This window comes from Asprobacillus argus (assembly GCF_032248395.1).
GTDB classification, from domain to species: Bacteria; Bacteroidota; Bacteroidia; order Flavobacteriales; family Flavobacteriaceae; genus Polaribacter; species Polaribacter argus.
In genome coordinates this window covers 673848-700469 of the sequence record NZ_JAVTTO010000001.1, presented here as the reverse complement: position 1 = coordinate 700469, position 26622 = coordinate 673848, and the positions used below count along the sequence as shown (strand labels likewise).

General features: G+C 35.4%; 26 protein-coding genes. 18 read left to right on the top strand and 8 right to left on the bottom strand.

Going from position 1 to position 26622, the window contains the following annotated elements:
- Positions 1-174: 174 nt before the first annotated feature.
- From RQM59_RS03120 to pheS, 4 genes are all read right to left on the bottom strand, one after another.
- A complete protein-coding gene (locus RQM59_RS03120) occupies positions 175-1686 on the bottom strand; it encodes a T9SS type A sorting domain-containing protein (protein WP_349240600.1) in 1512 nt (503 codons plus the stop codon).
- A 104-nt stretch (positions 1687-1790) separates the two neighbouring features.
- Complete coding sequence (locus tag RQM59_RS03115; RefSeq protein ID WP_349240599.1) at positions 1791-3191, bottom strand: tetratricopeptide repeat protein; 1401 nt, start codon at positions 3189-3191, stop codon at positions 1791-1793.
- 394 nt (positions 3192-3585) lie between these two features.
- Positions 3586-3981, bottom strand: a complete 396-nt coding sequence (locus RQM59_RS03110; RefSeq protein ID WP_349240598.1) for a hypothetical protein — start codon at positions 3979-3981, stop codon at positions 3586-3588.
- Positions 3982-3992: 11 nt separating this feature from the next.
- Complete coding sequence (gene pheS / locus RQM59_RS03105; protein ID WP_349240597.1) at positions 3993-5012, bottom strand: phenylalanine--tRNA ligase subunit alpha; 1020 nt, start codon at positions 5010-5012, stop codon at positions 3993-3995.
- A gap of 209 nt (positions 5013-5221) precedes the next feature.
- Between pheS and gdhA the strand changes: the two genes are divergently transcribed.
- The 6 genes from gdhA to RQM59_RS03075 all read left to right on the top strand — a co-directional run bounded on the left by gdhA (position 5222) and on the right by RQM59_RS03075 (position 10490).
- Complete coding sequence (gene gdhA, locus RQM59_RS03100; RefSeq protein WP_349240596.1) at positions 5222-6565, top strand: NADP-specific glutamate dehydrogenase; 1344 nt, start codon at positions 5222-5224, stop codon at positions 6563-6565.
- A gap of 111 nt (positions 6566-6676) precedes the next feature.
- Positions 6677-7291, top strand: coding sequence for a LysE family transporter (locus tag RQM59_RS03095; RefSeq protein ID WP_349240595.1), 615 nt, complete (start codon positions 6677-6679; stop codon positions 7289-7291).
- 61 nt (positions 7292-7352) lie between these two features.
- Positions 7353-8435, top strand: coding sequence for a DNA polymerase IV (gene dinB, locus RQM59_RS03090; RefSeq protein ID WP_349240594.1), 1083 nt, complete (start codon positions 7353-7355; stop codon positions 8433-8435).
- 51 nt (positions 8436-8486) lie between these two features.
- Complete coding sequence (locus RQM59_RS03085) at positions 8487-8948, top strand: GNAT family N-acetyltransferase (RefSeq protein ID WP_349240593.1); 462 nt, start codon at positions 8487-8489, stop codon at positions 8946-8948.
- Complete coding sequence (locus RQM59_RS03080; protein WP_349240592.1) at positions 8938-10044, top strand: NAD(P)/FAD-dependent oxidoreductase; 1107 nt, start codon at positions 8938-8940, stop codon at positions 10042-10044. The genes RQM59_RS03085 and RQM59_RS03080 overlap by 11 nt, the downstream gene beginning before the upstream one ends.
- Complete coding sequence (locus RQM59_RS03075) at positions 10041-10490, top strand: 3-oxoacyl-ACP synthase (protein ID WP_349240591.1); 450 nt, start codon at positions 10041-10043, stop codon at positions 10488-10490. The genes RQM59_RS03080 and RQM59_RS03075 overlap by 4 nt, the downstream gene beginning before the upstream one ends.
- Here RQM59_RS03075 and RQM59_RS03070 read toward each other — a convergent pair.
- From RQM59_RS03070 to RQM59_RS03055, 4 genes are all read right to left on the bottom strand, one after another.
- Positions 10446-11381 (bottom strand): ABC transporter ATP-binding protein, encoded by a 936-nt coding sequence (locus RQM59_RS03070; protein ID WP_349240590.1) that lies wholly within the window; start codon positions 11379-11381, stop codon positions 10446-10448. The two genes, RQM59_RS03075 and RQM59_RS03070, sit on opposite strands and share 45 nt — an antisense overlap.
- A 139-nt stretch (positions 11382-11520) precedes the next feature.
- Positions 11521-13593 (bottom strand): M13 family metallopeptidase, encoded by a 2073-nt coding sequence (locus tag RQM59_RS03065; RefSeq protein WP_349240589.1) that lies wholly within the window; start codon positions 13591-13593, stop codon positions 11521-11523.
- A 17-nt stretch (positions 13594-13610) separates the two neighbouring features.
- A complete protein-coding gene (locus RQM59_RS03060; protein ID WP_349240588.1) occupies positions 13611-15767 on the bottom strand; it encodes a prolyl oligopeptidase family serine peptidase in 2157 nt (718 codons plus the stop codon).
- Between the two features lie 97 nt (positions 15768-15864).
- On the bottom strand, positions 15865-16236 hold the full coding sequence (locus tag RQM59_RS03055) for a DoxX protein (protein WP_349240587.1): 372 nt from the start codon (positions 16234-16236) through the stop codon (positions 15865-15867).
- A 134-nt stretch (positions 16237-16370) separates the two neighbouring features.
- Between RQM59_RS03055 and trxA the strand changes: the two genes are divergently transcribed.
- The 12 genes from trxA to atpA all read left to right on the top strand — a co-directional run bounded on the left by trxA (position 16371) and on the right by atpA (position 26574).
- Entirely contained in the window at positions 16371-16730 is a 360-nt protein-coding gene (gene trxA, locus RQM59_RS03050; RefSeq protein ID WP_349240586.1) for a thioredoxin, read from the top strand.
- A 109-nt stretch (positions 16731-16839) separates the two neighbouring features.
- Entirely contained in the window at positions 16840-18312 is a 1473-nt protein-coding gene (locus RQM59_RS03045) for a DUF5687 family protein (RefSeq protein WP_349240585.1), read from the top strand.
- Positions 18313-18329: 17 nt separating this feature from the next.
- Complete coding sequence (locus RQM59_RS03040) at positions 18330-19025, top strand: ABC transporter ATP-binding protein (RefSeq protein WP_349240584.1); 696 nt, start codon at positions 18330-18332, stop codon at positions 19023-19025.
- A gap of 92 nt (positions 19026-19117) precedes the next feature.
- On the top strand, positions 19118-21373 hold the full coding sequence (gene porW, locus RQM59_RS03035; protein ID WP_349240583.1) for a type IX secretion system periplasmic lipoprotein PorW/SprE: 2256 nt from the start codon (positions 19118-19120) through the stop codon (positions 21371-21373).
- A complete protein-coding gene (locus RQM59_RS03030) occupies positions 21373-21786 on the top strand; it encodes a bactofilin family protein (RefSeq protein ID WP_349240582.1) in 414 nt (137 codons plus the stop codon). The genes porW and RQM59_RS03030 overlap by 1 nt, the downstream gene beginning before the upstream one ends.
- On the top strand, positions 21746-21979 hold the full coding sequence (locus RQM59_RS03025; protein WP_349240581.1) for an AtpZ/AtpI family protein: 234 nt from the start codon (positions 21746-21748) through the stop codon (positions 21977-21979). The genes RQM59_RS03030 and RQM59_RS03025 overlap by 41 nt, the downstream gene beginning before the upstream one ends.
- The gene (locus RQM59_RS03020) at positions 21976-22362 is read left to right on the top strand and encodes a hypothetical protein (protein WP_349240580.1); all 387 of its coding nucleotides are present in this window, start codon (positions 21976-21978) and stop codon (positions 22360-22362) included. Before RQM59_RS03025 ends, RQM59_RS03020 begins: the two co-directional genes overlap by 4 nt.
- A 117-nt stretch (positions 22363-22479) precedes the next feature.
- Complete coding sequence (gene atpB, locus RQM59_RS03015; protein ID WP_349240579.1) at positions 22480-23586, top strand: F0F1 ATP synthase subunit A; 1107 nt, start codon at positions 22480-22482, stop codon at positions 23584-23586.
- Positions 23587-23625: 39 nt separating this feature from the next.
- Positions 23626-23817 carry an ATP synthase F0 subunit C gene (gene atpE, locus RQM59_RS03010; RefSeq protein ID WP_349240578.1) on the top strand — a complete coding sequence of 64 codons (192 nt, stop codon included), beginning with the start codon at positions 23626-23628 and terminating at the stop codon, positions 23815-23817.
- A 92-nt stretch (positions 23818-23909) separates the two neighbouring features.
- Positions 23910-24410 (top strand): F0F1 ATP synthase subunit B, encoded by a 501-nt coding sequence (locus RQM59_RS03005; protein ID WP_349240577.1) that lies wholly within the window; start codon positions 23910-23912, stop codon positions 24408-24410.
- 4 nt (positions 24411-24414) lie between these two features.
- Positions 24415-24972 (top strand): ATP synthase F1 subunit delta, encoded by a 558-nt coding sequence (gene atpH, locus RQM59_RS03000; RefSeq protein WP_349240576.1) that lies wholly within the window; start codon positions 24415-24417, stop codon positions 24970-24972.
- 21 nt (positions 24973-24993) lie between these two features.
- On the top strand, positions 24994-26574 hold the full coding sequence (gene atpA, locus RQM59_RS02995; protein WP_349240575.1) for a F0F1 ATP synthase subunit alpha: 1581 nt from the start codon (positions 24994-24996) through the stop codon (positions 26572-26574).
- Positions 26575-26622 lie beyond the last annotated feature (48 nt).

Genomic DNA, 26622 nt, shown 5'->3' with positions numbered 1-26622 from the left:
CTAATTTACAACTTATCTTTTTTTAATTCACCCATAAACCAGATTTGAAAAAACGAAACCCCCAGCAAGGAAAGCTGGGGGAATCAAACTACTATTGCTTCATTCCTTCAAAGAAGCAATAAACCTTTCCAAACTGCATTTTGCCCGTTGCAATTCTTCTGGGGGAGAAAGGCATTATCGTTTCAATAATTTTTTTGTAACTACACTTTTGCTCTTTGTTGTTAATTGAACAAAGTAAACTCCTCGGGGTAATTCAGAAATACGTATATGCATGTTTTCGTCTAGTTGTTGTTTCAAAAATAACCTTCCTGAGATGTCGTAGATCTTTACGGATTCTATATCCATAGAAGAATCTATTAAAATAACATCTGCAGATGGATTTGGAAACAATGATACGGATTGAGCGGTAATATTTTCATCTGGTACAGATAAACTAGAGAGGTCAATTTCAAAAACACGGGTGTGACCAGATTCATCACCGCTATTATAACCTGATGCGCTGCCAATTACGACTTGATCACCAACAGCATTAAAAGACACGGAAGAACCACAAGCATCGCCAAAAGACTCAGCTAAAATAGAACCACCGATTTGAACCCATGTTCCAGATTGATTTTGAAAAACTCTTGTAAACCCTGCAAAAGGACCTACAATACTATTTGAGCTACCACCAATAGCGATTATATTTCCATCATGATTCAAACTAATGCTATCTCCAGTGAATTCTAGTGCATGAGTTCCGTAGATAGTGCTTCCAATTTGAACCCAATCAAGACCATCAAATTCATAAATAGAAACCCTTCCAGCAAAATCAAATACATCGTCGTTACCAAGAGCACTCATGGCTACAATAGTTCCGGCATCATTAAAACTTACAGAATACCCTAAACCTTCGGCCGAGGATTGTCCATAAAAAGGACTTCCTACCAATTCCCACGTAGCCCCAACCAGTTCAAAAACCTTTACATGACCAGCGTTTGAAAAACTTGTATTGCTAGAAGTACCTCCAGAAACAAAACGATTACCTGATTTATTAAGACTTAAGGAAGTTCCTAAGATATCACCTGCATTTTCTCCAAATACGGTATTACCTAAAGAATTCCATACGGACGATTGAAATTGAAACACCTTTACTTGACCAACTCTTTCAGTACCATTATTATGCTGATTGGCACCAACAGCTAGAATAGTACCATCTCCATTTAAGCTTACAGAATACCCCATTTGATCGCCAAGGTTTTCTCCTGAAATTGTGGCTCCTATTTGAGTCCAATTGCCTCCCTGATATTCAAAAACACGAACATACCCATGCCCATCAGAATTACTTGGAGCTCCAATAGCCAGAATAGTACCATCATCATTTAAGTCTAAGGAGAAACCAAACAAGTCTTCTGCCTGATCACCTAGAATATCTTGCCCTTTTTGAAGCCAGTCTCCACTTTGATATTCATATACTCTTACCTGACCGGAGTTGTTTGCGTTGGCGTCATTTCCTGTAGAACTAGAAGCGAAAATGGTTCCACTTGCATTAGAACTAACATAAAACCCCATTTGATCCGCCTGGTGATCTCCTTCAATTTTGGAACCAATCTGATTCCAAGATTGAGCGTTTATCGCAATGGAAGCAAATAAGGCTAAAAAAAGCAGCGCTCTCTTTTTTAAACTAAAATTTTGTAGGTGTTTCATGATTGGGGGTCGGATAAATTTCTAGCACAATGTTAGGAAGGATGAATGTAACCCCCAAAAAAAACAGGGTTACAAAAGAGGTTACACCAATATTGATTCTTAAATTAAGAAAGTGAGTTTAAGTAATCATCCAAGGTAATGTTTGCATTAACATGGATCTTTTTTCTGACCCTATTTCTCATTGTTTTTACTGCATATTCAGAAGTGCTTCGCACTTCCGCGATTTCTTTTCTAGATAATCCTACTTTAATGAATAGACAAACTTCTACTTCCGTTTTTGTTAGGTTAGGGTGTTTTTCTTTCAAAGCCTGAATAAACTCTGAGTTAATTTTTTCAATATTCTGTTTAATTAATAAGAACTTGGTATCATCAACTTTTGATGCTTTTAGGTCTGATAAGATGCTTTGCAAAGTCACCCCTTCCTCTTCACGCGAAAACTTCTGTAAGTTCATAGTCAACTTCTCTTTAGACCGCACATGTTTTAAGGTTTCCTTTAGAAGCTCATCAATTTCTTCAGACTTATAAGCAACTTTCTTATTAAGTAAAATGTTTTGATATGCCTGCTCCTTTATACGTTGCTTGTTTAAAATGTAAAATATAAGTACTACAACTAGTGTTGTAGAAAGTGCTAAAACATATAGCCAGAATCGTGTATTAGCATCTTCTTTTATCTTTTGCTCATCCAGCGCTTTTTGTTGAGCAAATTGAATGCTGTCAATCCTCTTTTGATTTTTATAAGCTAATCGAGTTTCCAGTTCAACCAATTTTCTGTACTCCTTTTTATCATTGACCTTTTTTTGCATTCCTTTATAATTCAAATAACTGTAATATGCATTCTTAAAGTCTTTGATGTCTCTATAACTATTACTCAACCCTAAATATCGGTACATAAGTCTTGAGCTATCTCTGAGCTTTAGATTATAGGTTATCGCCTTTTTGTAATAAATGATGGCTTTTTTAGGAGCTCCAATTTTACGATAGTAACTAGCACGCGTAGAGTTTACACGCTCTAAAGCCGAAATATTTTCAGTTTTCTTAAAACCATTTTCTGCTTTGTTTAGATGTGACAAGCTCTTTTCAAATTTTTTCTTAAGATTATAATCCTTTGCTATTTGATAATTTGCATTGGCAACCCCACCAATGTCATTGTATTTTTTGGCTAAATCCAGAGCGACCATGTTTGTTTCTAAAGATTTGTCATAATCCTTATTGGTTAAATAATAATTGGATAAAGCCATTGTGGATCGAACTTCTTCCTTTCTACAATCTTGCTCCTTAGCAATAGTCAATGATTTCTCAATCCAAAGTAGGGCCTTTTTATAATCTTTTTGAATTCTCCAAAAAGCACTTAAACCTCTATATGACTTAGACAAACCACAGGGATCATTCAATTCTTTTTTGTATTCAATATTCTTTAATATGATGTCGAGACTTTCTTGATATTGTAATTGATTTCTCTTGAAAACATAGTAGAGATCATAAACCATAACTCTTTTTCTTTTCAAATAAAGACTGTTGGAGTTTTTTTGCAACATTTTTTGAACTAAAGAAAATGCCTTAAAAGTGTTACTCTTATATAAGAAGGGGTCTTTATAATAACATTCCATTCCTTTTGTGAGCTCTTCGAGACGAAGACTATCTTGTTGGAAAGAAGTTTGAGCTGTCGTCTGATGAACTAAAAAAAACATCAAAACACATATCGCAGGTAGAATTCTCTTATACATTATGTACGAGTCAAGTGATTACAGTTTAATACGATATGATTAACATTGAAGAATGGGCAAATTACCTCATGGAATGAGATAATGAAATGCATCATATTACCGCAATTTACGAGAAAACTAAGAGGTATTCAAAATAGTCAGGCATAATTTAAGAACCTAGTTTGGTAAGACACACCTATCTGGCAACGACCCCTCTTTTTTTCATTGTAGGAATCATGCGTAGAGCTCCTTCTCTAATGGTACCTTTTTTAAAGGAAAACGTCTTATCGTACAGCGTATTACTTTCGAAAAAGCTTACTTGAAAGTCGTTATTAAGCGCAAAAAGTTCTGGTTGAATCAGTTCAACTTTAGCAAATGAATTTGCGGGTAATACATCTAACTTTTTTCGAAGTGTAGAACTGATTTTATTATCATTATAGCCTTTAGAAACAATAACCACTAACTCCAGATCTACATCCTTATTGTTGATAATATACACGTTCCAGTCATCTGTTTTATAGATGTCATTGTACTCATAAACAATCGCGATCTCAATACCGGAAACTTCAGGTATTTGTATGTCTTTTTTCAAAATAAAGAGAATTAAATAACAGACTTGAACTGCTCTAAGAAACGCACGTCGTTCTCGTAGAACATTCTAATATCCGGAATCTGATATAACAACATTGCTATACGTTCGATTCCCATACCAAAAGCATATCCGCTATATTGGGTAGGGTCAATATTACAATTGGTCAACACATTAGGGTCTACCATTCCACAACCCATGATCTCTAACCAGCCGGTTCCTTTGGTAATTCTATAATCAGTTTCGGTTTCCAACCCCCAGTAAATATCTACCTCGGCACTAGGCTCAGTAAACGGGAAATAAGAGGGGCGCAATCTAATCTTTGATTTCCCAAACATTTCCTTTGTAAAATAGAGTAAGGTTTGTTTAAGATCAGCGAAAGAAACATCGGTATCAATATATAAACCTTCCACTTGATGAAAGATACAATGTGCTCTGGCAGAAATATCTTCATTTCTAAAAACCCTTCCAGGAGAAATCGTTCGGATTGGTGGTTTATTCTCCTCCATATATCTCACTTGCACAGAAGATGTATGTGTTCTTAACAAGGTATCAGGATTCTTTTCAATGAAGAAAGTGTCTTGCATATCTCTTGCAGGATGATATTCAGGTAAATTCAATGCAGAGAAATTGTGCCAGTCATCCTCAATCTCAGGTCCCTCAGAAACGGTAAAACCAATACGATTGAACACATCGATAATTTGATTTTTCACTATAGAAATAGGGTGCCTCGCACCTAACTCGATAGCTTCGCCAGGGCGAGTTAAATCGCCATAAACACTTGCATCAGAAACGGTATTATCTAATGTTTCATTAAGAGAAGAAACCTTGTCATTGGCTGCAACTTTCAAATTGTTCAGTGCCTTTCCAAAGTCTTTTCTAAATTCAGCATCTACATTTTTGAACTCAGCGAATAACCCTTTGATCAATCCCTTACTTCCTAAATACTTAATCCTAAACTGCTCAACTTCCTCTTTAGATGTTGCCTTAAAAGCTTCTACTTCTGCAATTAAATGTTTAACCTTATCTAACATTTCAAAAAATCAAAATAATAAAGGGCAAATTTACATTTTTTATAGAGAAAGGCTTGTTGTTTTTATTGGAATTAAAAAAAGCAAGCGAAAACGATTGAGTACTGGCGATAAGACAAGTGAATTTAAAACGAAATTTCATTTTATCATGTGTTAAATTATCTATCTTTGCCAAATTATTATCAAATAAAACAATATAAATCACTTATTATATGGAAGCTAAGATTAATGCTTTTATGGATTTGGTGAAGCAAAGAAATCACCATGAGCCAGAATTTTTGCAAGCTGTTCACGAAGTTGCAGAAACCGTAATTCCGTTTATAGAGAACAATCCTAAGTATCAAGGGAAGAAATTGTTGGAAAGAATGGTGGAGCCAGAAAGAACGTTAATGTTTAGAGTTCCTTGGGTTGATGATAGTGGAGAAACGCAAGTAAACAGAGGATACAGAGTAGAATTTAATTCTGCAATTGGACCTTATAAAGGAGGTTTACGTTTTCACCCTTCAGTGAATTTGTCGATCTTAAAGTTTTTAGGATTCGAACAAGTATTCAAGAACTCGCTTACTACTTTACCAATGGGTGGAGGAAAAGGAGGTTCTGATTTTAACCCGAAAGGAAAATCAGATAATGAAGTGATGAAGTTTTGTCAGTCATTTATGACGGAATTGGCACGTCATATTGGAGCAAATACGGATGTGCCTGCTGGAGATATTGGAGTTGGAGGAAGAGAGATCGGATTTATGTTTGGTCAGTATAAAAGATTGCGAAACGAATTTACAGGAGTACTTACTGGAAAGGGAGCTTCTTGGGGAGGATCATTGATTAGACCAGAAGCAACTGGATACGGAAACGTATACTTTGCTGAAAATATGTTGAAGACCAAAGGAGATTCTTTTAACGGAAAAATAGTAGCGGTTTCTGGATCAGGAAATGTAGCACAATATGCTACAGAAAAAGCAACCGAATTAGGCGCTAAAGTAGTAACGATGTCGGATTCATCAGGATATATTTATGATGAAGATGGAATCGATGCTGAAAAGTTAGCATATGTAATGGAGATCAAAAATGTACGTCGCGGAAGAATTCACGAATATGTGGAGAAATACCCATCGGCTAAATTCTTTAAAGGAGAAAGACCTTGGGGAACGAAGTGTGATGTGGCTTTACCATGCGCTACTCAAAATGAACTAAATGGAGATGAGGCAAAAACTTTAATAGCTAATGGATGTATGTGTGTTTCTGAAGGAGCAAACATGCCATCTACTCCAGAAGCAATAGAAGCGTTCCATGAAGCAAAACTATTATTTGCTCCAGGAAAAGCATCGAATGCAGGTGGTGTAGCAACATCTGGATTAGAAATGTCTCAGAACTCTTTACGTTTAAGTTGGACAAGAGAAGAGGTAGATGCTAAATTACATGGAATTATGAACAGTATCCATGAAGCTTGTGTAACCTATGGAACACAAGAAGGTGGATATGTAGATTACGTAAGAGGAGCTAATGTTGCAGGCTTTGTAAAAGTAGCAGATGCAATGTTAGATCAAGGTGTAGTATAACCCGTAACATATAGAAAGAAAAAAGGCGCTCCAACGGAGCGCCTTTTTTTTTACACCAAATATTGTAAAGCTGCTCTAATTGCTACGACACAAATAAAACAGTATTACAATATGAATATCGCAGTTCCATTTATTTTAGGCTTTGCTACATCGTTCTTAGGAACGATCTTTCCGAGTATGCTGAACATGACAGCAGTAAAAACAAGCCTAGATAAAAACAATACGGAAGCTGTTCGATTTGCACTTGGTGTATCCATTGTGGTATTAGCACAGGCATATCTAGCCATTTTATTTGCGAAATACCTACATAATAATCCAGCATTTATTCAGAATATTCAAATTATAGGCGCGGGAATACTCGCAATACTTTCCGTGTACTTCTTTATGCAGTCTAAAAAAGAAAGACGATACAGAGAAAAGGAGCATGTAAGCAATAGTTTTATGTTTGGCGTTGTACTTTCTTCTTTAAATATATTTGCTATTCCATTTTTCTGTGAGATTACGTCAGTGCTAGGAATGTTTGGTTGGTTGCGGTTCGAAAATGCTAGCACAGCAACTTTTGTTTTGGGCTCTGCCATTGGCACTTTTTGCCTATTGAACATGTATATAATGTATGCGCATAAAATTAAGAACAGATCTCAAAGAGTAGTAAAAGACTTGAACATTGTATTGGCTGGATTGACTGGCGTTTTGGCCATATTTACCATGTTAAACGCATTCTTTTAAAAAGAAGTTTTTGACCATTCCGTTTTAAGCAAGATCGACAAAGATTTTGTAGTTTTATCTTGTGCAAGAAGAGGACACATATCGCAAAATAATTCATGTAGACATGGATGCATTCTATGCATCTGTAGAGCAACTGGACAATCCGGAATTAAGAGGAAAACCTGTAGCGGTTGGAGGAAGTGAAGTACGAGGTGTTGTCTCGGCTGCGAGCTATGAGGCACGTAAATTTGGAGTTCGGTCCGCTATGAGTGGATATCTAGCTAAACAAAAGTGTCCACACATTATTTTTGTAAAACCACGATATGATAGGTATCAAGAGATCTCGACAAAAGTTAGAGAAATATTTTATGAATATACCGATTTGGTAGAGCCACTTTCTTTAGATGAAGCCTATTTAGATGTTACCAAAAATAAGAAGGGAAACCCATCGGCCAGTTTAATAGCTCAAGAAATAAGAGACCGAATTTACGATGATTTGGAACTAAGAGCTTCGGCTGGAATTTCTATCAATAAGTTTATTGCCAAAGTAGCTTCCGACATTAATAAACCGAATGGACAAAAGACGATTAACCCGGAAGAGGTGCTCTCATTTTTAGAAGACCTTCCAGTGAATAAATTTTACGGAGTAGGAAAGGTTACAGCTGCCAAAATGCACAACTTAGGGATTTTTAAAGGAGAAGATCTTAAGAAAAAATCCCTAGAAGAATTGACAACTCTTTTTGGGAAATCTGGGCAATTCTATTTTAACATTGTTCGCGGAATGCATAAGAGCAAGGTAAAGCCTGATCGAATTCGAAAATCAATAGCCGCAGAAAGAACGTTTTCTGAAAACATTTCATCAGAGATCTTTATGTTGGAACGGTTGGATAAGATTGCAGAGGAATTGGAAAGAAGAATGATCAATTCCGAAACAAAAGGAAAAACGATTACCTTAAAAATAAAGTATAGCGACTTTACTCAGCAAACCAGAAGTAAAACTGTACATCATTTCCTACAAAAAAAAGAAGAGTTTATGCCTGTGGTAAAAGAACTATTATATCAGGAAAAATTGCAAAACTCTGTACGCCTTTTAGGTATATCTTTTGGTAACTTAGACACAGAAAAGAAAGAACCATTTTGGGTACAATTAAAATTTGAGTTTTAACAAATTACATGACGTTATTCTGAACTTGCTTCAGAATCTCACAGAATAATAATGGAATTAAAAATTAAAAGAACAAACTCAGCAAATAAAGACTTTATAGAACTGGTAAAGGAACTAGACGCTTACCTTGCTATTACTGATGGCGATGATCATGATTTTTATGATCAGTATAATAAGTTAGATACTATTAAATATGTAATTGTCGTATATAAAGATCAGGAGGCCTTAGGTTGTGGAGCGATTAAAAGATTTGATGATAATGCAATCGAAATAAAAAGAGTGTATACCAAACCCGAAAGAAGAGGAAAGGGGATTGCGAAAAAAATCATGCAAGAACTAGAAGCATGGGCGAAAGAACTGAATTTTGAAAGATGTATATTGGAAACTGGAGAAAGACAGGTAGAAGCAGTTCGGTTTTATGATAAAATAGGATATAAGAGAATGGAAAACTATGGTCAATATGTAGGAGTGGAAAATAGTTTATGTTTTGAAAAATATTTAAATGAACTATAGTTATTGGGAAATAAAAGAGTGGTTTTCTAATGTTGACTATACAGTAGTGGGCAGTGGAATTGTTGGATTGAATTGTGCGCTACGATTAAAAGAACGATTTCCAAACGCCAAAGTGTTGGTGTTAGAAAAAGGATTATTACCACAGGGAGCGAGTACAAAAAATGCTGGATTTGCCTGTTTTGGAAGTGTTTCCGAAATACTAAGTGATTTAAAAAAGCATAGCGAAGAAGAGGTTTTTGACCTGATTAAAAAACGTTGGGAAGGATTAGAATTGTTACGAAAAATACTAGGTGATTCTAACATAGACTATCAACATCACAAAGGATATGAACTATTTCAAACGCCAGAATTCTACGAAAGCTGTGTAGATCACATACCTTATTTGAATTTGTTATTACAACCAATCTTTAAAGAAGATGTTTTTTCTTTTTCTGAAAACACATATAGGTTTGAAAATATCCACCCCAACTATATTGTCAATGCTTTTGAAGGACAAATAGATACGGGAAAGATGATGGCATCTTTACTTCACATGACGCAGCAGAAAGGAATTAGCATATTAAACAACTGCGAAGTAAAAGAATTTACGGAGGGTGCAGATACTGTGACCATTAAAACGAATACTGTTTCGTTTAACACAAGGAAGTTATTAATCGCAACAAATGGCTTTTCAGGCGAAATAATAGATGAGGAAGTAAAACCCGCAAGGGCACAGGTGGTGGTTACTAAACCTATTCCGAACCTACATATTAAAGGAACTTTTCATTTGGACGAAGGCTATTATTATTTCCGAAATATTGATGATAGAATTTTGTTTGGAGGTGGTAGAAATTTAAACTTTGAAACAGAAGAAACGACTGAATTTGGTCAGACAGAATTAGTTCAAGATAAACTGGAGGAATTGTTAAAAACAACAATCTTACCAGATACAACTTTTGAAATCGAACAGCGTTGGAGTGGTATAATGGGAGTTGGAAATCAGAAGAAGGCAATTGTAAAGTCGCTGTCTGAAAATGTGTTTTGTGGGGTTCGGCTAGGAGGTATGGGTGTTGCTATTGGAAGCTTGGTAGGAAAAGAACTAGCAGATCTGGTATGAACATAAAACAAAAATTATACAAACGATGTGAAGAGATTGTAGATCATCGATTGTTGAACATTGAAAACACAATAGCCTCACATCGAAAGGCATTAAATTCCGAAACAAAAAGTTCTGCAGGAGATAAGCATGAGACAGGTCGAGCTATGTTACAATTAGAAATGGAAAAAGCGGGCCAACAGCTAGTTTCTGTACAACAAATGAAAGAAACGTTGGCGAAGATCGATATTTCAAGAGAATCTAATATAGTTAGTTTGGGAGCGCTTATAGGAACTAATACGGGTAACTACTTTTTAAGTATTAGTGCAGGGCAAATGCAAATAGAAAAGACTACATATTTTGCAATATCGACATCATCTCCAATAGGAAAACTATTGCTTGGAAAGAAGGAGGGAGAAGGGTTATTTTGGAACGGACGGAAAATCAAGATTCACACGATCTCCTGATGCTATTTTAACCGAGTGTTGGAAGAACACTTTTTGAGAACGATACTCCGCTTCGATTAACCAATAAAAACCTTTAAAATAGGATGTATAGATTGTTGCTTGGTGTACTGACTTGTCAACAACTTTGATCTGATGTGGATATAACAGCACCGACGCACCATCAATTGTAATCGCATTTACATCGTCAAATAAAGCACCAACATAATGTTCTGATAGGTTTTCATATAAGTTCTTTGGAGAATCGTTTGCAATGATGTGCTGGTCTTTAATGACAATCATTTGATCAGCAAAAGATAAAGCATCGTTACCATCGTGAGTGGCAACAATACATGCAATGTCTTTTTCTTTGAGATAAGCGAATAGCTTTCTACGTAAAGAATTCTTTTTAAAGTTATCAATCTGACTAAAAGGTTCGTCTAATAAAATAAGCTCAGGTTCTTTGGCTAATGCTCTGGCAATTGCCACACGCTGCTGTTGTCCCCCACTTAAATTCTTTACTTTCTCTTGAGCAAATTCAGAAAGCTCTATTACCTCGAGCAATTCTTGAGTTCTGATTTCTTTTTCTTGAGGATAGAATCTAGAAAGGTGTTTTCCAATATTTTCTGAAACAGATGTATATGGCATCAAGTCGAAATCTTGAGGAACATATTTAAAAAAATCCATTCCAGGAACCAAATGGTGAGCAGGGCCCAAGATTTGATGTTCTTTCCAAAATAACGTACCTTCATTTAAATCCAGTAGACCATAAATAGTCTTAAGTAAGGTTGACTTTCCACTACCGCTTTCTCCCATAACACATAGGTGTTGACCAATATCAACTGTAAAAGAAAGATTGTTTAAAACCTTTTTTTGATCGCTATATTGAAAAGATATGTTATTGACTCTAAGCATAAAAAAACCGTAGTCTTTAAAGACTACGGCAAAAATAAGATGAAAATGTCATTCCGACAGAGTTTTGCGACGAGGAATCTTAGATTTCTCAATCGCCCGAAATTTCGGACTCATATCGAAATGACATTCTATTAATTACTTACCAAATAGCAACTCTATCCTCTGGTTTTAAGTACATTTTATCTCCTTCTTTTACGTCAAAAGCTTCATAGAAAGCCGCTACGTTTTTCAAAGGCATATACGCTCTATACATTCCAGGAGCGTGAGTGTTTGTCATGATCAAGTTCTTTAAAGCCTCATCACGCATTTTTGTTCTCCATATCGTTCCCCATGAAAGGAAGAAACGTTGTTCAGGAGTATATCCATCAATTTTTCCAGGACGACCGTTTTTCTGTAAGAAAATTTGCAACCCTTCATAAGCAGCTTGCACACCACCTAGATCTCCAATGTTTTCTCCTAATGTAAATTTACCATTTAAGTGCATGCTGTCAATAGCAATAATACTGCTATACTGATCTACTAATTTTTCTCCAGCTAAAGCGAATTTTTCAGAATCTTCTTTTGTCCACCAGTTGTTTAGGTTTCCATCACCGTCAAAACGAGCTCCAGAATCATCAAAACTATGCGAGATTTCATGACCGATAACAGCACCAATTCCTCCATAATTCACAGCTTCATCCGCTCTGTAATCATAAAAAGGAGGTTGTAAAATAGCCGCAGGGAATACAATCTCATTGTTTACTGGATTAAAGTAAGCATTTACAGTTTGAGGAGACATCGCCCACTCTGATCTGTCTACCTCTTTACCTAATTTATCCATATTTTTAATGTAGTTCCATTTGGCAACATTCAAGGCATTTTCGAAGTATGTTCCTCCATTTTTAATGCCTTTAACTTCTAATTCTGAGTAATCCTTCCACTTGTCCGGATACGCAATCTTAACCGTTAACTTATGTAGCTTCTCTAATGCTTTTTTCTTTGTCTCTTCACTCATCCAAGGCAATTGAGCAATGCGCTTTTCGAAACCTAACATTACATTGTCAATCATTTCTCTTGCCTTTTTCTTAGCCTCAGGCGGAAACTTAGCGTCTACATATAATTTTCCTAAAGCTTCACCAACAGCACCATTTAAGTTTCCTAAAGCACGCTCATCTCTAGGACGTTGTTTTTTAGCACCCCGCATCGTTTTGCTGTAGAACTCCCAATTCGCTTTTTCTAGGTCAGTAGTTAATAAACCAAGAGAGTTATTAATAGCACCCCAACGCAAAGCTAACTTTATGTCCTCTACAGAAGTGTTTTTAAATGTTTCACTCATAGCTTTAAAATACCCAGGATCTGTTACAATGATCTTGTCAAGGTTTTCTACACCAATACCTTTTAGGTGAGCACCCCAATCAATAGCAGGTGATAACTTTTGCAATTCAGCAACCGTCATTGGGTTGTAAATTTTACGGATATCTCTACGCTCTTCTTTGGTCATCATTGGCTCTGCTAGACTTTTTTCGAAAGCAACGATCTTTGCAGCATTTTTCTTAGCTGTAGCTTCGTCGTCACCAAATTTTTGGAGCATTTTACCAATAAACTCTTGATACTTCTCTAGCTTATCTTTTACCTTTTCGTCTACATAATAGTCTCTAGATAAACCAAGTCCACCACCACCTAAATAACCGGCATTTACACTACTGTTTTTTAAATCGTTGAAAACACCGAACCCGTAAAAACCAATACCTCCATAAGGAGCCATATTCGTAATTAGGTTTTCAATGTCGTCTTTAGTTTTCACTTCAGCGATCTTAGCTAAATAAGGTTTTACAGGATCTATTCCTTGCTTATTACGAGTGACGGTATCCATGATACTCTCGTAATAGTTTACAGCCTTTTCTTGATCAGAATCAATCTCGTTTCCTTGAGCATCTTTTATTTTTGGAAAATCTCTTTCTTCAATTGCTTTATTTAATATGGTTAAAACATCCGCATCGGTCTTTTTACGAAGTTGATTAAACCCACCCCATGATGTTTGATCATCTGGAATTTCAGTTTTATCAAGCCATTTTCCGTTTACATGTCTAAAGAAATCATCGTTGGGGCGAACCTCTTTGTCCATATTCTCTAAGGCAAGACCAATACTTTCATTGGTTTTGTCTTTCTTACACGCCACCATTCCCAGACTTGCAATAGCACAGATAAGGAGCGTTTTTTTGGTTGAATTCATTATGTTTTGGTTTTTATTTATGATTTAATTTTTGCTTTCGGTGGATTCGGTAATACATCAAACCCCATATTGAACAGTGTAAATCCGTAAATATCTGAATACTGTTCTATGGTTTTTGCCACAGGTGTACCTGCTCCATGTCCTGCATTGGTTTCTATTCTAATTAAAACAGGGTTTTTACCTTCATGTTTGTCCTGTAGCTCAGCAGCAAACTTGAAACTGTGTGCAGGCACAACACGGTCATCATGATCACCGGTTGTTACTAAGGTTGCAGGGTAAGCAGTTCCTTCTTTTACATTATGGACTGGTGAATATCCTTTTAAATACTCGAACATCTCTTTACTTTGTTGCGCAGTACCATAATCGTATGCCCAACCTGCTCCAGCTGTAAATGTATGGTAACGCAGCATGTCTAACACCCCGACTGCAGGTAACGCAACTTTCATTAGATCTGGTCGTTGTGTCATAGTAGCCCCAACAAGCAATCCTCCATTGGACCCTCCGCTAATTGCTAAATAATCAGAGGAAGTATACTTGTTTTCGGTTAAATATTCTGCAGCCGCAATAAAGTCATCGAATACATTTTGCTTTTGCATTTGTGTCCCTGCTTTGTGCCATTTTTTACCATATTCTCCGCCACCTCTTAAATTAGGAACAGCGTAAATTCCCCCTTGTTCCATCCAAACAGCTCTAGTAATTCTGAAAGAAGGATACAGTGAAATATTAAAACCACCGTAGCCATATAAGATGGTTGGGTTTTTACCGTTAAGCTCAATTCCTTTTTTATGTGTGATGATCATAGGAACTTTTGTTCCATCTTTTGAGGTATAGAATACTTGCTTGCTTTCATAGTCATCTGCATTAAAATCGATCTCTGGTTTCCAGTATAATTTAGATTCTCCAGTTGCAATATTATACTTATATGTACTTGTAGGAGTATTATAATTTGTGAAGGTATAGTAATCGAATTTAGCATCTGTTTTACCACCAAAACCTCCAGCGTTTCCAACACCAGGTAATTTTACTTCACGAATTAGCTTTCCATCAAAATCGTATTGCATTACTTTCGATACGGCATCCACCATATATTCAATAAAGAAATAGCCTCCACCAGTTGAAGGACTCATCACGTGTTTTGTTTCAGCAATAAAATCCTTCCAGTTTTTTGGAGTAGGATTTTTAGCATCAACAGTAACGATCTTTTGATTAGGAGCGTTTAAGTTGGTTACTAAATACAACTTACTACCTCTGTTATCTATAACATATGTGTCGCTATCAAAGTTGTCTACTACAGCTATTAAAGGACTCTTCTTTTTTGTAAGGTCTTTAATAAAAAGCTTGTTTCCTGACGTAGAGGTGGATGCAGAAATGATCAAATAACGATCATCTTCGGTCAAATACCCTCCTACATATCTATGTTTTTCAGCGTCTGTTCCTCCAAAAACAACGGGATCATTTTTTTGAGAAGTACCCAATTTATGATAGTATAATTTATGTTGATCTGTTTTAGCAGAAAGCTCACTTCCTTTAGGCTTATCATAACTAGAGTAATAGAACCCTTCGTTCCCTCTCCAGCTAATCCCTGAGAACTTCACATCTACCAGGGTGTCTTCTTTTATTTTTTTAGTTTCTACATCAATAACGATGATTTTTCTCCAATCGCTTCCGCCTTCAGAAATAGAATAGGCTGCTGTTTTACCATCCTTAGAAAAACTTAATCCACTTAAAGAAGTTGTTCCATCTTCGGAAAACGTATTTGGATCTAAGAAAACTTCTTCTTTTCCTCCATCTTTCTTGCGATAAGTAACATAATGGTTTTGTAGGCCGCTATTTTTTCTATAATATATATAGTCCCCTTCGGCATATGGAGCGGTAACTTTTTCATAGTTCCACAACTCAGATAAACGATCTTTTAGTTGTTTTCTGTAAGGAATTTTATCCAGGTAGTCGAAAGTTACTTCGTTTTCAGCTTTTACCCAGGCTTCTGTTTCTGGGCTTCTATCGTCTTCTAACCAACGATAATTATCGGTTACTTCAGTATCAAAATAGTTGTCTACTACTGGTTTTTTTGCCGTCTCAGGGTAATTCACTGCAATGTCTCTTTTGGGTGCTTCTTCTTTACAAGCCGTAAATATAGTAACAGCGCAAAGAACAGGAAAGATTAGTTTTTTCATGATGAATGTAATTGATTGGCGTCTAAGTTAGTATAAAAAAAACCTCTTATGTTACATACATAAAAGGTTTTAACAGAATTTAACATTTTTTTATTCGCTAATCGAACAGCGATTTAAATCGATCCCAATTAGTATAAATCAAGAGCAAGTTTAAAATAGCAACAACTGCTGCAAATAAGATCCCTTCAGGAGCATATGCTAAATGAAAAGCTACAATATTAAAAGAAACAGGAACCAACATTGTCAATGCAAAAGGAACTGCTTTATTCAACACTAACAGTAATCCAGCAAGAATGTAAACAACACCTAACGCTGGAAAAATGTATCCACTACCATCTAACGCGCCCATAAATGCGCCGGCAGCTTCTGGAAGTTCAGGGTTCGGCATGAAATGAAAAAACTTGTTAGCTCCAAAAACCAACATGGCTAACCCTAAGAGGTAGCGAGCAATCATTGCAATAGAATTCATAATATAAAGTATTAATTAATAAATAGTTACGACTTAAAGTTAGCAAATTAAATGCGGAAATGCCCGTGATTGGTTGATAACCTGTAATTTATGTTAATAAAAAACGTCTAACTTTACCCAATTAAATAGACAATATGACAGAGTTATTGACGAAGGAAACCTTTTTAGAAAAGGTCTTCAATTATGAAAAGAATAAAGAATGGAAGTTTGAAGGAGATGTGCCTGCAATTATAGATTTTTATGCCGATTGGTGTGGTCCATGTAAGATGATTGCTCCAGTTTTAGAAGAGCTAAGCGAAGAATATGGAGATAAGATCAATATTTATAAAGTAGATACTGAAGCAGAGCAAGAATTATCTGCTGCATTTGCAATACGAAGTATTCCTTCTATGTTGTTTGTTCCTATGAACGAACCACCACAAATGGCAAACGGTGCTTTACCTAAGCAAAACCTTGAGGAGATTATTCAGCAGGTACTAAAAGTAGAAAAATAAATATGAAGCCCGAATCGTACGATTCGGGCTTTTTCATAAAAATGTCTGGTTTCTTGTAACAAACCAATACCTTTTTATACTTATTGATATCAAAGAAATTAACTAACCTATGATTGGACACTTTTTAAAACTAGAGTGGAAACAGTATTTCCGTTCTTCCTATTGGCAGAAAAGCATTGTTTTAAATGTTTTTCTCGTGTTTTTTGCTCTGCTAATGATTGTAAACTTTTTAAGTTTAGGAGTCGCGTCTTTTTTCCTAATTGAAGAACAGATGCCTGGTAAAGATCCGTTAAAAGTAGTGAACTCCTTCTTAATTTTTGCTGTTTTTGGAGACCTTGTTTTCCGTTATTTAATGCAAAAACTACCAGTAATGAATATAAAACCTATGCTTATTTTGCCCGTTAAAAAGAGCAAATTAGTGCATTATGTTTTAGGAAAATCAATGCTATCATTTTTTAACTTTATGCCATTGTTTTTCTATGTTCCTTTCGCTATAGTGCTCATAGGAAAAGAGTATGATGCGACCGGTGCATTAGGATGGCTTTTTTCGATGATTTTTATTACGCTTTCGTCTAACTTCTTGAATTTCTTGATCAATAAAAGTCAGATTGCTTTCGGTGTTATTTTTGTTGCACTTGGAGGTTTAGTGGCAGTTCAAACACTTGAGGTTTTTGATATTGCAAGTTACGCAGGGGTCATTTTCGATACCATTTTTAATTACCCAACCTTAGTAATTGTTCCAATGTTATTGGCAGGAATTTTCTATTACATCAATTTTAAGCAACTAAGAAGTAGGGTCTATTTAGATGATGTGGTTTCTGTAAAAACAAAAGAAGCGAATTCGGCAGATCTGTCCTGGGCAGATAAAATGGGAGATGTTGCGCCATTCATTAAAAATGACATTCGATTGATCTGGCGAAACAAAAGACCAAAAACAGTGTTTATTATGTCTTTTATATTTGTGCTCTATGTTACTATTTTCTTTGGAAACGAAACATATGAAACGAAGATGCCTGCCTTTTTAATATTTGCTTCCGTTTTTGCAACAGGAGGATTCGCTTTGAATTTTGGACAATTTATACCAGCATGGGATAGCTCTTATTACAAAATGCTTATGAGCCAAAACATTAAGTATAGAAAATATTTAGAATCGAAATGGTTCTTAATGGTAGTAATGACCTCATTTCTATACATCCTTTGTATTCCGTACCTGTTTATTTATGGTGTAGATGAGTTTTTGATGCTGACCGCTGGGGCGGCGTTTAATATAGGCTTCAATTCCCTGTTCTTATTATACGCAGGCTCTTTTAACAGAAAGCGAATAGATTTAGATAAAAGCGCATTTGCAAACTATCAAGGAACCAGTGCTACACAGTTCATTATTATCTTACCATTGATGGGTTTACCTATGTTATTATTTTGGGGCTTCAACTCATTCTTTGGATTTAATGCTGGAATTATAGCGATTGCAACCGTTGGGGTTTTAGCGCTACTTTTTAAGAACTATTTTATGGGACTTATAGAAAAGAAATACATCAACAATAAATATGCGGCCATACACGCCTTTGATCAAAAAGCATAACTAACAACAGAAGAAACATGATACAATCAATAAATATTTCAAAAAAATACGGATCAGCGGAAGTGCTGAATATATCGTCCTTAGATATTCCTAAAGGAGAAAGCTTTGGTTTAGTTGGAAATAACGGAGCGGGGAAAACTACATTTTTTAATATGTTGTTAGATCTAATACGCCCAACTACTGGAAAGATCATCAATAACAACATCACCGTTAATGAGAGTGAAGAATGGAAAACTTTTACAGGATCTTTTATAGATGAAACATTTTTGATCGGATATTTGACTCCAGAAGAGTATTTCGATTTCATTGGAGATCTAAGAGGAATGAATAAGGCAGATGTAAAATCTTTTATATCTCAATTCGATGAGTTTTTTAGTGGTGAAATCCTAGGAAAGAGAAAATACCTAAGGGATCTTAGTAAAGGAAATCAGAAGAAAGTTGGAATTGTGGCTGCCATAATGGGAAACCCTCAAGTAGTGGTTCTAGATGAACCTTTTGCAAATCTCGACCCAACTACGCAAATACGACTGAAGAAGATTTTAAAAACATTAACAGAAGATCGAGAAGTTACCGTACTGATATCTAGTCACGACCTAAGTCACGTTACAGAAGTGTGCGAGCGCATCGTCGTGTTAGATAAAGGAAAAGTAGTGAAAGATATTTGGACCTCTCAAGAAACACTTACCGAGTTAGAGAGCTATTTTTCTGTGTAAGAATATATATCTCGATTTTATTCCTATTTTTACGCTCTTATTAACAATATCTTTATAGAATGGATGTTTGTTAATAAGAGCTTTTTCTTTCTATGAATAGAATACATAAAATAGGCGCCTTTATTTTTCTTTTTGTTCTTATATATGCATGTGGAACAAAGAAGGATACATTTGTTGCTAGAAATTACCAAGCGCTTACTACAAAGTTTAACGTACTCTTTAATGGAAAAGAGTATTTCCGAAAAGGAGTAGAAGAGATCGATACTAAATATGAAGACGATTTTTGGGTACGATTACCTATAGAACCCATTAAGTTCGATGAGAACAAAATTGACATTCCAACCCTCTCTCCAAAGGGTACGGTTAATGGACCAGGGGCAGGTTTTAGTAAAGGCAAAAACACGACGAATAACTCGACTTCAACTTCTGAAACAAGTAATGAATCTAATTTTGATAAGGCAGAAGAAAAGGCAGTAAAAGCTATTCAGCGCCACTCGATGAATATCAGAGGAAGAGAGCGGAACAAGCAAATTGATGACGCGTATTTGTTATTAGGAAAATCAAGATATTACACACAACGATTTGTTCCTGCTATTGAAGCATTTAATTATGTGATCGCAAATTATCCGTATGCAAACCTTATTAGTGAAACGAAAATCTGGAGAGCTAAGTCTAATATTAGATTAGATAATGAAGAGCTTGCGATAGAATCGCTAAAACTCCTATTAAAGAAGGAGGAAACATTATCTGATGATATAAAAGAGCAAGCACACACAGCCATGGCCATGGCATATACCAAACTGGATAGCACACAACGAGTTATCCAACATTTAACATTGGCTACCAGGACCCATGAAAACAAAAAACAAACGGCTCGAAACTTATTTATTTTAGGGCAGATATATAGCTTGGAAAGCAAAAAGGATTCTGCTATTATGGTTTTTGAGAGACTAAGCAAGTTTAAGAAAGCTCCATATAAGTATAGAATCTACGCGAATATTGAAGTGGTAAAGAACACGACCAGCGATTCATCGTCGTTGGCGCTTTTAGAACGATTTCAAAAACTAATAAAAAATAGAGATAACAGGCCTTATTTGGATGCTTTATATTATCAGGTAGGAGTGCTTGAAGAAAACCAAGATAGTGTTTCAGACGCAATAGACTATTATAATAGATCACTCCGTGCAAAGAATGGTAAGGCAAAACAAAAAACGTTTAGCTATGAACGTTTAGGGAATATTTATTTTAAAGACACAAAGTATGTGCTAGCAAGTTCATATTATGACAGTGTTCTAAGAGTTGCAAAAGATTCAAATAATCTACGAATAAGAAGAATTAAAAGAAGGCATAAAAGTCTAGCGTCTCTAATTTCTTTTGAAAAGACACTGCAACATAATGACAGTATCTTAAGACTTGCTTCGTTACCCAAAGAAGAACAAACTAAGTTTTTTGAAGAGTACGTAGCTAAAATTAAAAAAGCAGATGAAGCAATAGCACAACAACAGTTAAATAATATCTCATTTGGTAACGCTTTTGGATCAGGTTCTCAACAATCGACAAATAGAGGAAAATGGTATTTCTACAATACACAATCGCTAGGTTTCGGGGAGGGAGAATTTCAAAGAGTTTGGGGAAGCAGACCGTTGGAAGATAACTGGAGATGGTCAGATAAGACCCAAATCGGCACAAAAAATAACGGAAAAGATTCGATTGCTGTAAACGAAAGCAGATATGATGTAGAGAGTTATGTAGAGAGAATCCCTACCAAGAGAGAGGAACTAGATTCTTTAACCACAACCAGAAATGAGGCACTTTTTGAACTGGGGTTGATTTACAAAGAACAGTTTAAAAATAAAACGAGATCAGTAACATATTTAGAAAGGTTGTTAAACAGTAAACCTGACTCCACATTGGTCTTGCCATCGAACTATCATTTGTATCAATTATATAATGAAACAAACAACGCAAAGGCAAATACGTATAAGAAATTTATATTGGATAACTACGCCGGAACAAAATTTGCGCAGATTGTTGAATTTCCAGAAAGAGAGATTGAGGAAGAGGAAGAAGAACTGTCAGATACGGAGAAATTTTACAAGCAATTGTACTATCTGTATAAAGATGATAAGTACGCAGATGTTGTTTGTGAGATAGAACAAATACTACCTACATTATCAAATTCAAAATTAATTCCTAAATTTGAACTCCTAAAAGCTTATGCTATAGGGAAATACCAAGGTAAAGTGGCGTATAAATCTGCATTAGACTATATCGCTTTACAATATGCTGAAACAGAAGAAGGAAAGGAAGCAAAAGAAATACTAAACAGACTAAAAAAGCGACCCTAATGTTTACTAGTAAGGAAAAACCGAAAACAGCGAAAGTCATGGAAAGAAATGTAATAGCGAAAAACACCTCGATTGTTGGAGACATCAAATCGGAAGGAGATTTTAGAATTGATGGAACTTTAGAAGGAACTTTGCAAACAAATGGCCGAGTTATAATTGGTACAGAAGGTTTTATTAAAGGAAAAGTAGATGCAACCAATGCAGATATTGAAGGAAAATTCTCCGGTGAATTATCTGTACATAAGACGCTTACCATAAAAGCTACAGCAAATATTTCAGGCGATGTTGTTATTGGAAAATTATCTGTAGAACCAGGTGCAACCTTTAATGCTACATGCTCAATGAAAGGAACAATCAAAGAACTGAACCAAAATGAGCAGCAAACCACCCAAGAACAAACCCAAACGGCTTAGAAATGGCTTAATTCTTACTGGGATTGGGTTTCAGATGGGAATTACTATTTACTTATTTATATGGCTTGGAAAATGGTTGGATGCCAATTATAATCAGGGCGAGAAGTTATACGTGATAATTATGACTTTGGCTGGGGTAGGAGTTTCATTATACGCTGTTGTCAAACAACTAAACAGATTCAATAATACATGAAACGAATACAAATTCAATTTTTACAGAGGTTAATATTAATTTCTGTAATCATTTTTGGAGTCCATATTCTAGTATTAGATCTTCTGGGTTTTTCTCTTTTTGAAAATAAAATCATTCTAGCATATGTGGTAAATATAGGGGTAGCACTCTTAGTATTTAATGTGCTTTATTTTTTCAGAGAGAAATTTAAAAAACAATTGGGGTTTTTATTTTTGTTTGGAAGCGTTTTGAAATTCGCACTCTTTTTTATTCTTTTTAATGGGGCATACAGAGCGGATGGAGAGGTCTCTGGATTTGAATTTTCGGCCTTTTTTATCCCATATGCAATTACTTTAATTGTAGAGGTATATAGCTTAGCGAAATGGTTGAATAAATTAGAATAAAAAGACTGAGCTTTAAGCCTTTAAACACATAGTAAAATAAAGTCCAAAATAGTTTTTGGTTTTAATATAAAAACCTACCTTTGCAGCGATTTTTAAGCCACTATTATTTAGAGTGATATGCATAGAAAAATAACTGTAAAAACGTTAACCCTGGTATTCCTTTTATTCAGCATTGCAATTTTTGCAAGTGATGATAAGAAAAGCAAAGGAAAAAAGACTCATCAAACAGAAAAAACTCAAGAAGAAAGGAAGACGGAAGTGGAGAAGTATATTCCACATCACCTTCAAGATTCGCATGACTTTAGCTTGTTTTCTTATACAAGCGATGAAGGTAAACATGTTTACGTTGGGTTCCCTTTACCAGTAATTTTATGGGATGGTGGATTAAAAATGTTTATGTCTTCAAAACTACACCACGGAGAAAGCGTTGCTAAAGTTGGAGAAAACTACTACAAACTAGATCACGGGAAAATATATAAGACAGATGCTGCGGGTACAATTACCTATGATGCAGATCATCATGCGACAAATGTGAAGCCATTGGATTTTTCAATTACCAAAAACGTGTTTATGGTAATGATTGTTGGGTTGATTATGTTCCTATTGTTTAGCCGTATGGCAAAAACATATAAGAAGAATGAAGGGATGCCTAAAGGAATGGGTCGATTGTTAGAGCCGATTGTATTATATATTCGTGATGATATTGCAATTCCAAATATTGGTGAGAAGAACTACAAAAGGTATATGAGTTACTTATTGACAGTATTCTTCTTTGTTTGGATTGTTAACTTATTCGGATTAACACCAATAGGAGTCAATGTGACTAATAATATTGCTATTACATTCTGTTTAGCGATACTTACATACTTAATTACAACGTTTACAGCAAAAAAGGATTACTGGAAACATATTTTCTGGATGCCAGGAGTTCCAGTGCCGATGAAATTTATCTTAATGCCAATTGAATTGCTGGGAACGATTATTAAGCCATTTTCATTAATGATTCGTTTGTATGCAAATATTACTGCAGGACATATTGTTATCATGAGTATTATAGGAATGATTTTCACATTCCAAAATTGGTTAGGAGGGTCATTGTCTTTTGTATTGGCAATGGTGTTAGGAGTATTAGAATTATTAGTAGCGGCTTTACAAGCCTATATTTTCACTATGTTGTCTGCATTATATTTTGGAGCAGCGGTGGAAGAACACGATCATCATTAAGGTGATCATAAATTGAATTTTTAATTTTAAATATATATTATGACAGGTTTAAATTTTATCGGAGCAGGATTAGTAGTGATTGGAGCTGGTATTGGTATCGGTCAAATTGGTGGAAAAGCAATGGAAGCTATTGCGCGTCAACCAGAAGCGACAGGTAAGATCCAAACAGCTATGCTTATTGCAGCTGCTTTAATTGAAGGTATTGGATTTGCTGCATTATTTGCGGTATAAACTAACATTTTTAAAGTAACAGGTCATAGCGATTGGCTATGACCTTTACTTAAATTAAACAAAAATATTTAAAACAGTATACATTAGATATTATGGAAAAATTAATCGAAGACTTTTCAGTAGGGTTGTTTTTTTGGCAGCTAGTTCTTTTTGTAGGATTAGTTATTCTTTTAAGAAGATTTGCATGGAAACCAATCTTGGGAGCTGTAAATGAAAGAGAAGAAGGAATTAAGGGAGCTTTAGCGTCTGCTGAAGAAGCAAAGAAGGAGATGCAGAACCTACAGTCTAATAACGAGCAGTTATTAAAAGAGGCAAGAGCAGAGAGAGATACCTTAATGAAAGAAGCAAGAGAGATCAAAGATAAAATGATTGCAGATGCAAAAGAAGAAGCAAAAGAGGTTACCTCTAAGCTAATTGAAAATGCACAAGCATCTATTCAACAAGAAAAACAAGCAGCGCTAGCAGAATTAAAAAAGCAAGTAGCTGATTTGTCAATAGGTATTGCAGAAACAGTAATCAAGAAAGAGTTAACATCTAAAGACGATCAACTAAAATTAGTTGAAGGAATGTTAGAAGAAGTTACTTTAAACTAAGAATATGAGAGACGCAAGACCCGCATTACGTTACGCAAAGGCAATTTTGAATTTGGCCAAGGATACCAAGGTTGAAACAGAAGTGAATGCTGATATGCAGTTAATTGCATCGACAATCTCTGAAAGCGATGATTTAGCAATAATGTTAAACAGTCCAGTGATTAAAGCAGTTGACAAGAGAAATGTGTTAAACGCTTTGTTTTCTGGGAAAGTAAATGTGATTTCTTTAGGGCTTTTTGATTTGTTAGAAGAGAACAAAAGAATGAATATGTTAGAGGTAATTGCTAAGCAATACGCTATCATATATGATTATTCTAAGAGCATTGAAGTAGCGAAAGTTACAACTGCAGTGCCCTTAACAAAAGAATTAGAAGAAAAAGTGTTGGCTAAGATTGTTGAATTAACAGGAAATAAAGCCAATATCGAAAATATTGTAAACCCGACTATTTTAGGAGGATTTATATTACGTGTTGGAGATGTTCAGTATGATGCTAGCATGTCTAACCATTTAAATGAATTAAGAAAGGAATTTGACAATAGTCATTATATTCCAAAAATTTAATTATACATCAAATTATAAAAGATGGCAGCAATTAAACCAGCTGAAGTATCAGCAATTTTAAAGCAACAATTAACAAATTTTGAAGCCAAAGCTTCATTAAACGAAGTAGGTTCTGTTTTACAAGTAGGAGACGGAATTGCTCGTGTGTACGGATTATCTAATGTACAATATGGAGAGTTAGTTGAGTTTGAAAACGGACTAGAAGGAATTGTATTAAACCTTGAAGAAGACAATGTTGGAGTAGTATTACTTGGAGCATCAACTTCTATTAAAGAAGGATCTACCGTAAAACGTACTGAAAGAATTGCATCGTTAAGAGCAGGAGAAGGTATTGTAGGGCGTGTAGTAGATACTTTAGGAAACCCAATTGATGGTAAAGGACCTATTGAAGGAACAACGTATGAAATGCCTTTAGAGCGTAGAGCTCCAGGAGTTATCTATCGTGAACCTGTTACAGAGCCTTTACAGTCAGGAATTAAGTCTATTGACGCTATGATTCCTGTAGGAAGAGGTCAACGTGAGTTAATCATTGGAGACCGTCAAACAGGTAAATCTACAGTTGCTTTAGATACCATCTTAAATCAAAAAGAATTTTATGATGCAGGACAACCAGTGTACTGTATCTATGTAGCGATCGGTCAGAAAGCCTCTACAGTTGCAGCTATTGCAAATATGTTAGAAGAAAGAGGAGCGTTAGCTTATACAACTATCGTTGCAGCAAATGCATCAGATCCTGCAGCAATGCAAGTTTATGCACCATTTGCTGGAGCGGCAATCGGAGAATATTTTAGAGATTCAGGAAGACCTGCTCTAATTGTTTTTGATGATTTATCTAAGCAAGCAGTAGCATACCGTGAGATTTCTTTATTATTAAGAAGACCTCCGGGACGTGAGGCATATCCTGGAGATGTATTTTACTTACACTCAAGATTATTAGAGCGTGCTGCAAAAGTGATCAATGATGATAAGATTGCAAGTGAAATGAACGATTTACCAGATTCTTTAAAAGGAATTGTAAAGGGTGGAGGATCTTTAACTGCATTACCAATTATTGAGACACAAGCAGGAGATGTATCTGCATATATTCCAACAAACGTAATTTCGATTACGGATGGGCAAATTTTCTTAGATGGAGATTTATTTAATTCAGGTGTTCGTCCAGCAATTAACGTGGGTATTTCGGTATCTCGTGTTGGAGGAAACGCTCAGATCAAATCAATGAAAAAAGTATCAGGAACATTAAAACTAGATCAAGCACAATATCGTGAATTAGAAGCGTTTGCTAAGTTTGGTTCTGATTTAGATGCGGCTACAATGAATGTAATTGAAAAAGGAAAACGTAACGTTGAGATCTTAAAGCAAGCTCAAAACGATCCTTTTACAGTAGAAGACCAGGTGGCAATTATCTATGCAGGTTCTAAGAACTTGTTAAAAGATGTTCCAGTAAATAAAGTGAAAGAATTCGAAAGAAGTTATATCGACTATCTAAATGCTAAGCATAGAGATACATTAGATACTTTAAAAGCAGGTAAATTAACGGATGAAGTAATTGCTACTTTAGAAAGTGCTGCCGCAGAAATATCTAAGAATTACTCAGCTTAATATAGACTTTTGTAAAACAGATAAGAAGTTAAAACGAATCTGTGATAC

Coding starts and splice junctions, on each gene's coding strand:
- RQM59_RS03120 (WP_349240600.1), bottom strand. CDS start 1,686: ATGAAACACCTACAAAATTTTAGTTTAAAAAAGAGAGCGCTGCTTTTT.
- pheS (WP_349240597.1), bottom strand. CDS start 5,012: ATGTTAGATAAGGTTAAACATTTAATTGCAGAAGTAGAAGCTTTTAAG.
- gdhA (WP_349240596.1), top strand. CDS start 5,222: ATGGAAGCTAAGATTAATGCTTTTATGGATTTGGTGAAGCAAAGAAAT.
- RQM59_RS03095 (WP_349240595.1), top strand. CDS start 6,677: ATGAATATCGCAGTTCCATTTATTTTAGGCTTTGCTACATCGTTCTTA.
- RQM59_RS03085 (WP_349240593.1), top strand. CDS start 8,487: ATGGAATTAAAAATTAAAAGAACAAACTCAGCAAATAAAGACTTTATA.
- RQM59_RS03080 (WP_349240592.1), top strand. CDS start 8,938: ATGAACTATAGTTATTGGGAAATAAAAGAGTGGTTTTCTAATGTTGAC.
- RQM59_RS03075 (WP_349240591.1), top strand. CDS start 10,041: ATGAACATAAAACAAAAATTATACAAACGATGTGAAGAGATTGTAGAT.
- RQM59_RS03070 (WP_349240590.1), bottom strand. CDS start 11,381: ATGCTTAGAGTCAATAACATATCTTTTCAATATAGCGATCAAAAAAAG.
- RQM59_RS03065 (WP_349240589.1), bottom strand. CDS start 13,593: ATGAATTCAACCAAAAAAACGCTCCTTATCTGTGCTATTGCAAGTCTG.
- RQM59_RS03060 (WP_349240588.1), bottom strand. CDS start 15,767: ATGAAAAAACTAATCTTTCCTGTTCTTTGCGCTGTTACTATATTTACG.
- RQM59_RS03055 (WP_349240587.1), bottom strand. CDS start 16,236: ATGAATTCTATTGCAATGATTGCTCGCTACCTCTTAGGGTTAGCCATG.
- trxA (WP_349240586.1), top strand. CDS start 16,371: ATGACAGAGTTATTGACGAAGGAAACCTTTTTAGAAAAGGTCTTCAAT.
- RQM59_RS03045 (WP_349240585.1), top strand. CDS start 16,840: ATGATTGGACACTTTTTAAAACTAGAGTGGAAACAGTATTTCCGTTCT.
- RQM59_RS03040 (WP_349240584.1), top strand. CDS start 18,330: ATGATACAATCAATAAATATTTCAAAAAAATACGGATCAGCGGAAGTG.
- porW (WP_349240583.1), top strand. CDS start 19,118: ATGAATAGAATACATAAAATAGGCGCCTTTATTTTTCTTTTTGTTCTT.
- RQM59_RS03030 (WP_349240582.1), top strand. CDS start 21,373: ATGTTTACTAGTAAGGAAAAACCGAAAACAGCGAAAGTCATGGAAAGA.
- RQM59_RS03025 (WP_349240581.1), top strand. CDS start 21,746: ATGAGCAGCAAACCACCCAAGAACAAACCCAAACGGCTTAGAAATGGC.
- RQM59_RS03020 (WP_349240580.1), top strand. CDS start 21,976: ATGAAACGAATACAAATTCAATTTTTACAGAGGTTAATATTAATTTCT.
- atpB (WP_349240579.1), top strand. CDS start 22,480: ATGCATAGAAAAATAACTGTAAAAACGTTAACCCTGGTATTCCTTTTA.
- atpE (WP_349240578.1), top strand. CDS start 23,626: ATGACAGGTTTAAATTTTATCGGAGCAGGATTAGTAGTGATTGGAGCT.
- RQM59_RS03005 (WP_349240577.1), top strand. CDS start 23,910: ATGGAAAAATTAATCGAAGACTTTTCAGTAGGGTTGTTTTTTTGGCAG.
- atpH (WP_349240576.1), top strand. CDS start 24,415: ATGAGAGACGCAAGACCCGCATTACGTTACGCAAAGGCAATTTTGAAT.
- atpA (WP_349240575.1), top strand. CDS start 24,994: ATGGCAGCAATTAAACCAGCTGAAGTATCAGCAATTTTAAAGCAACAA.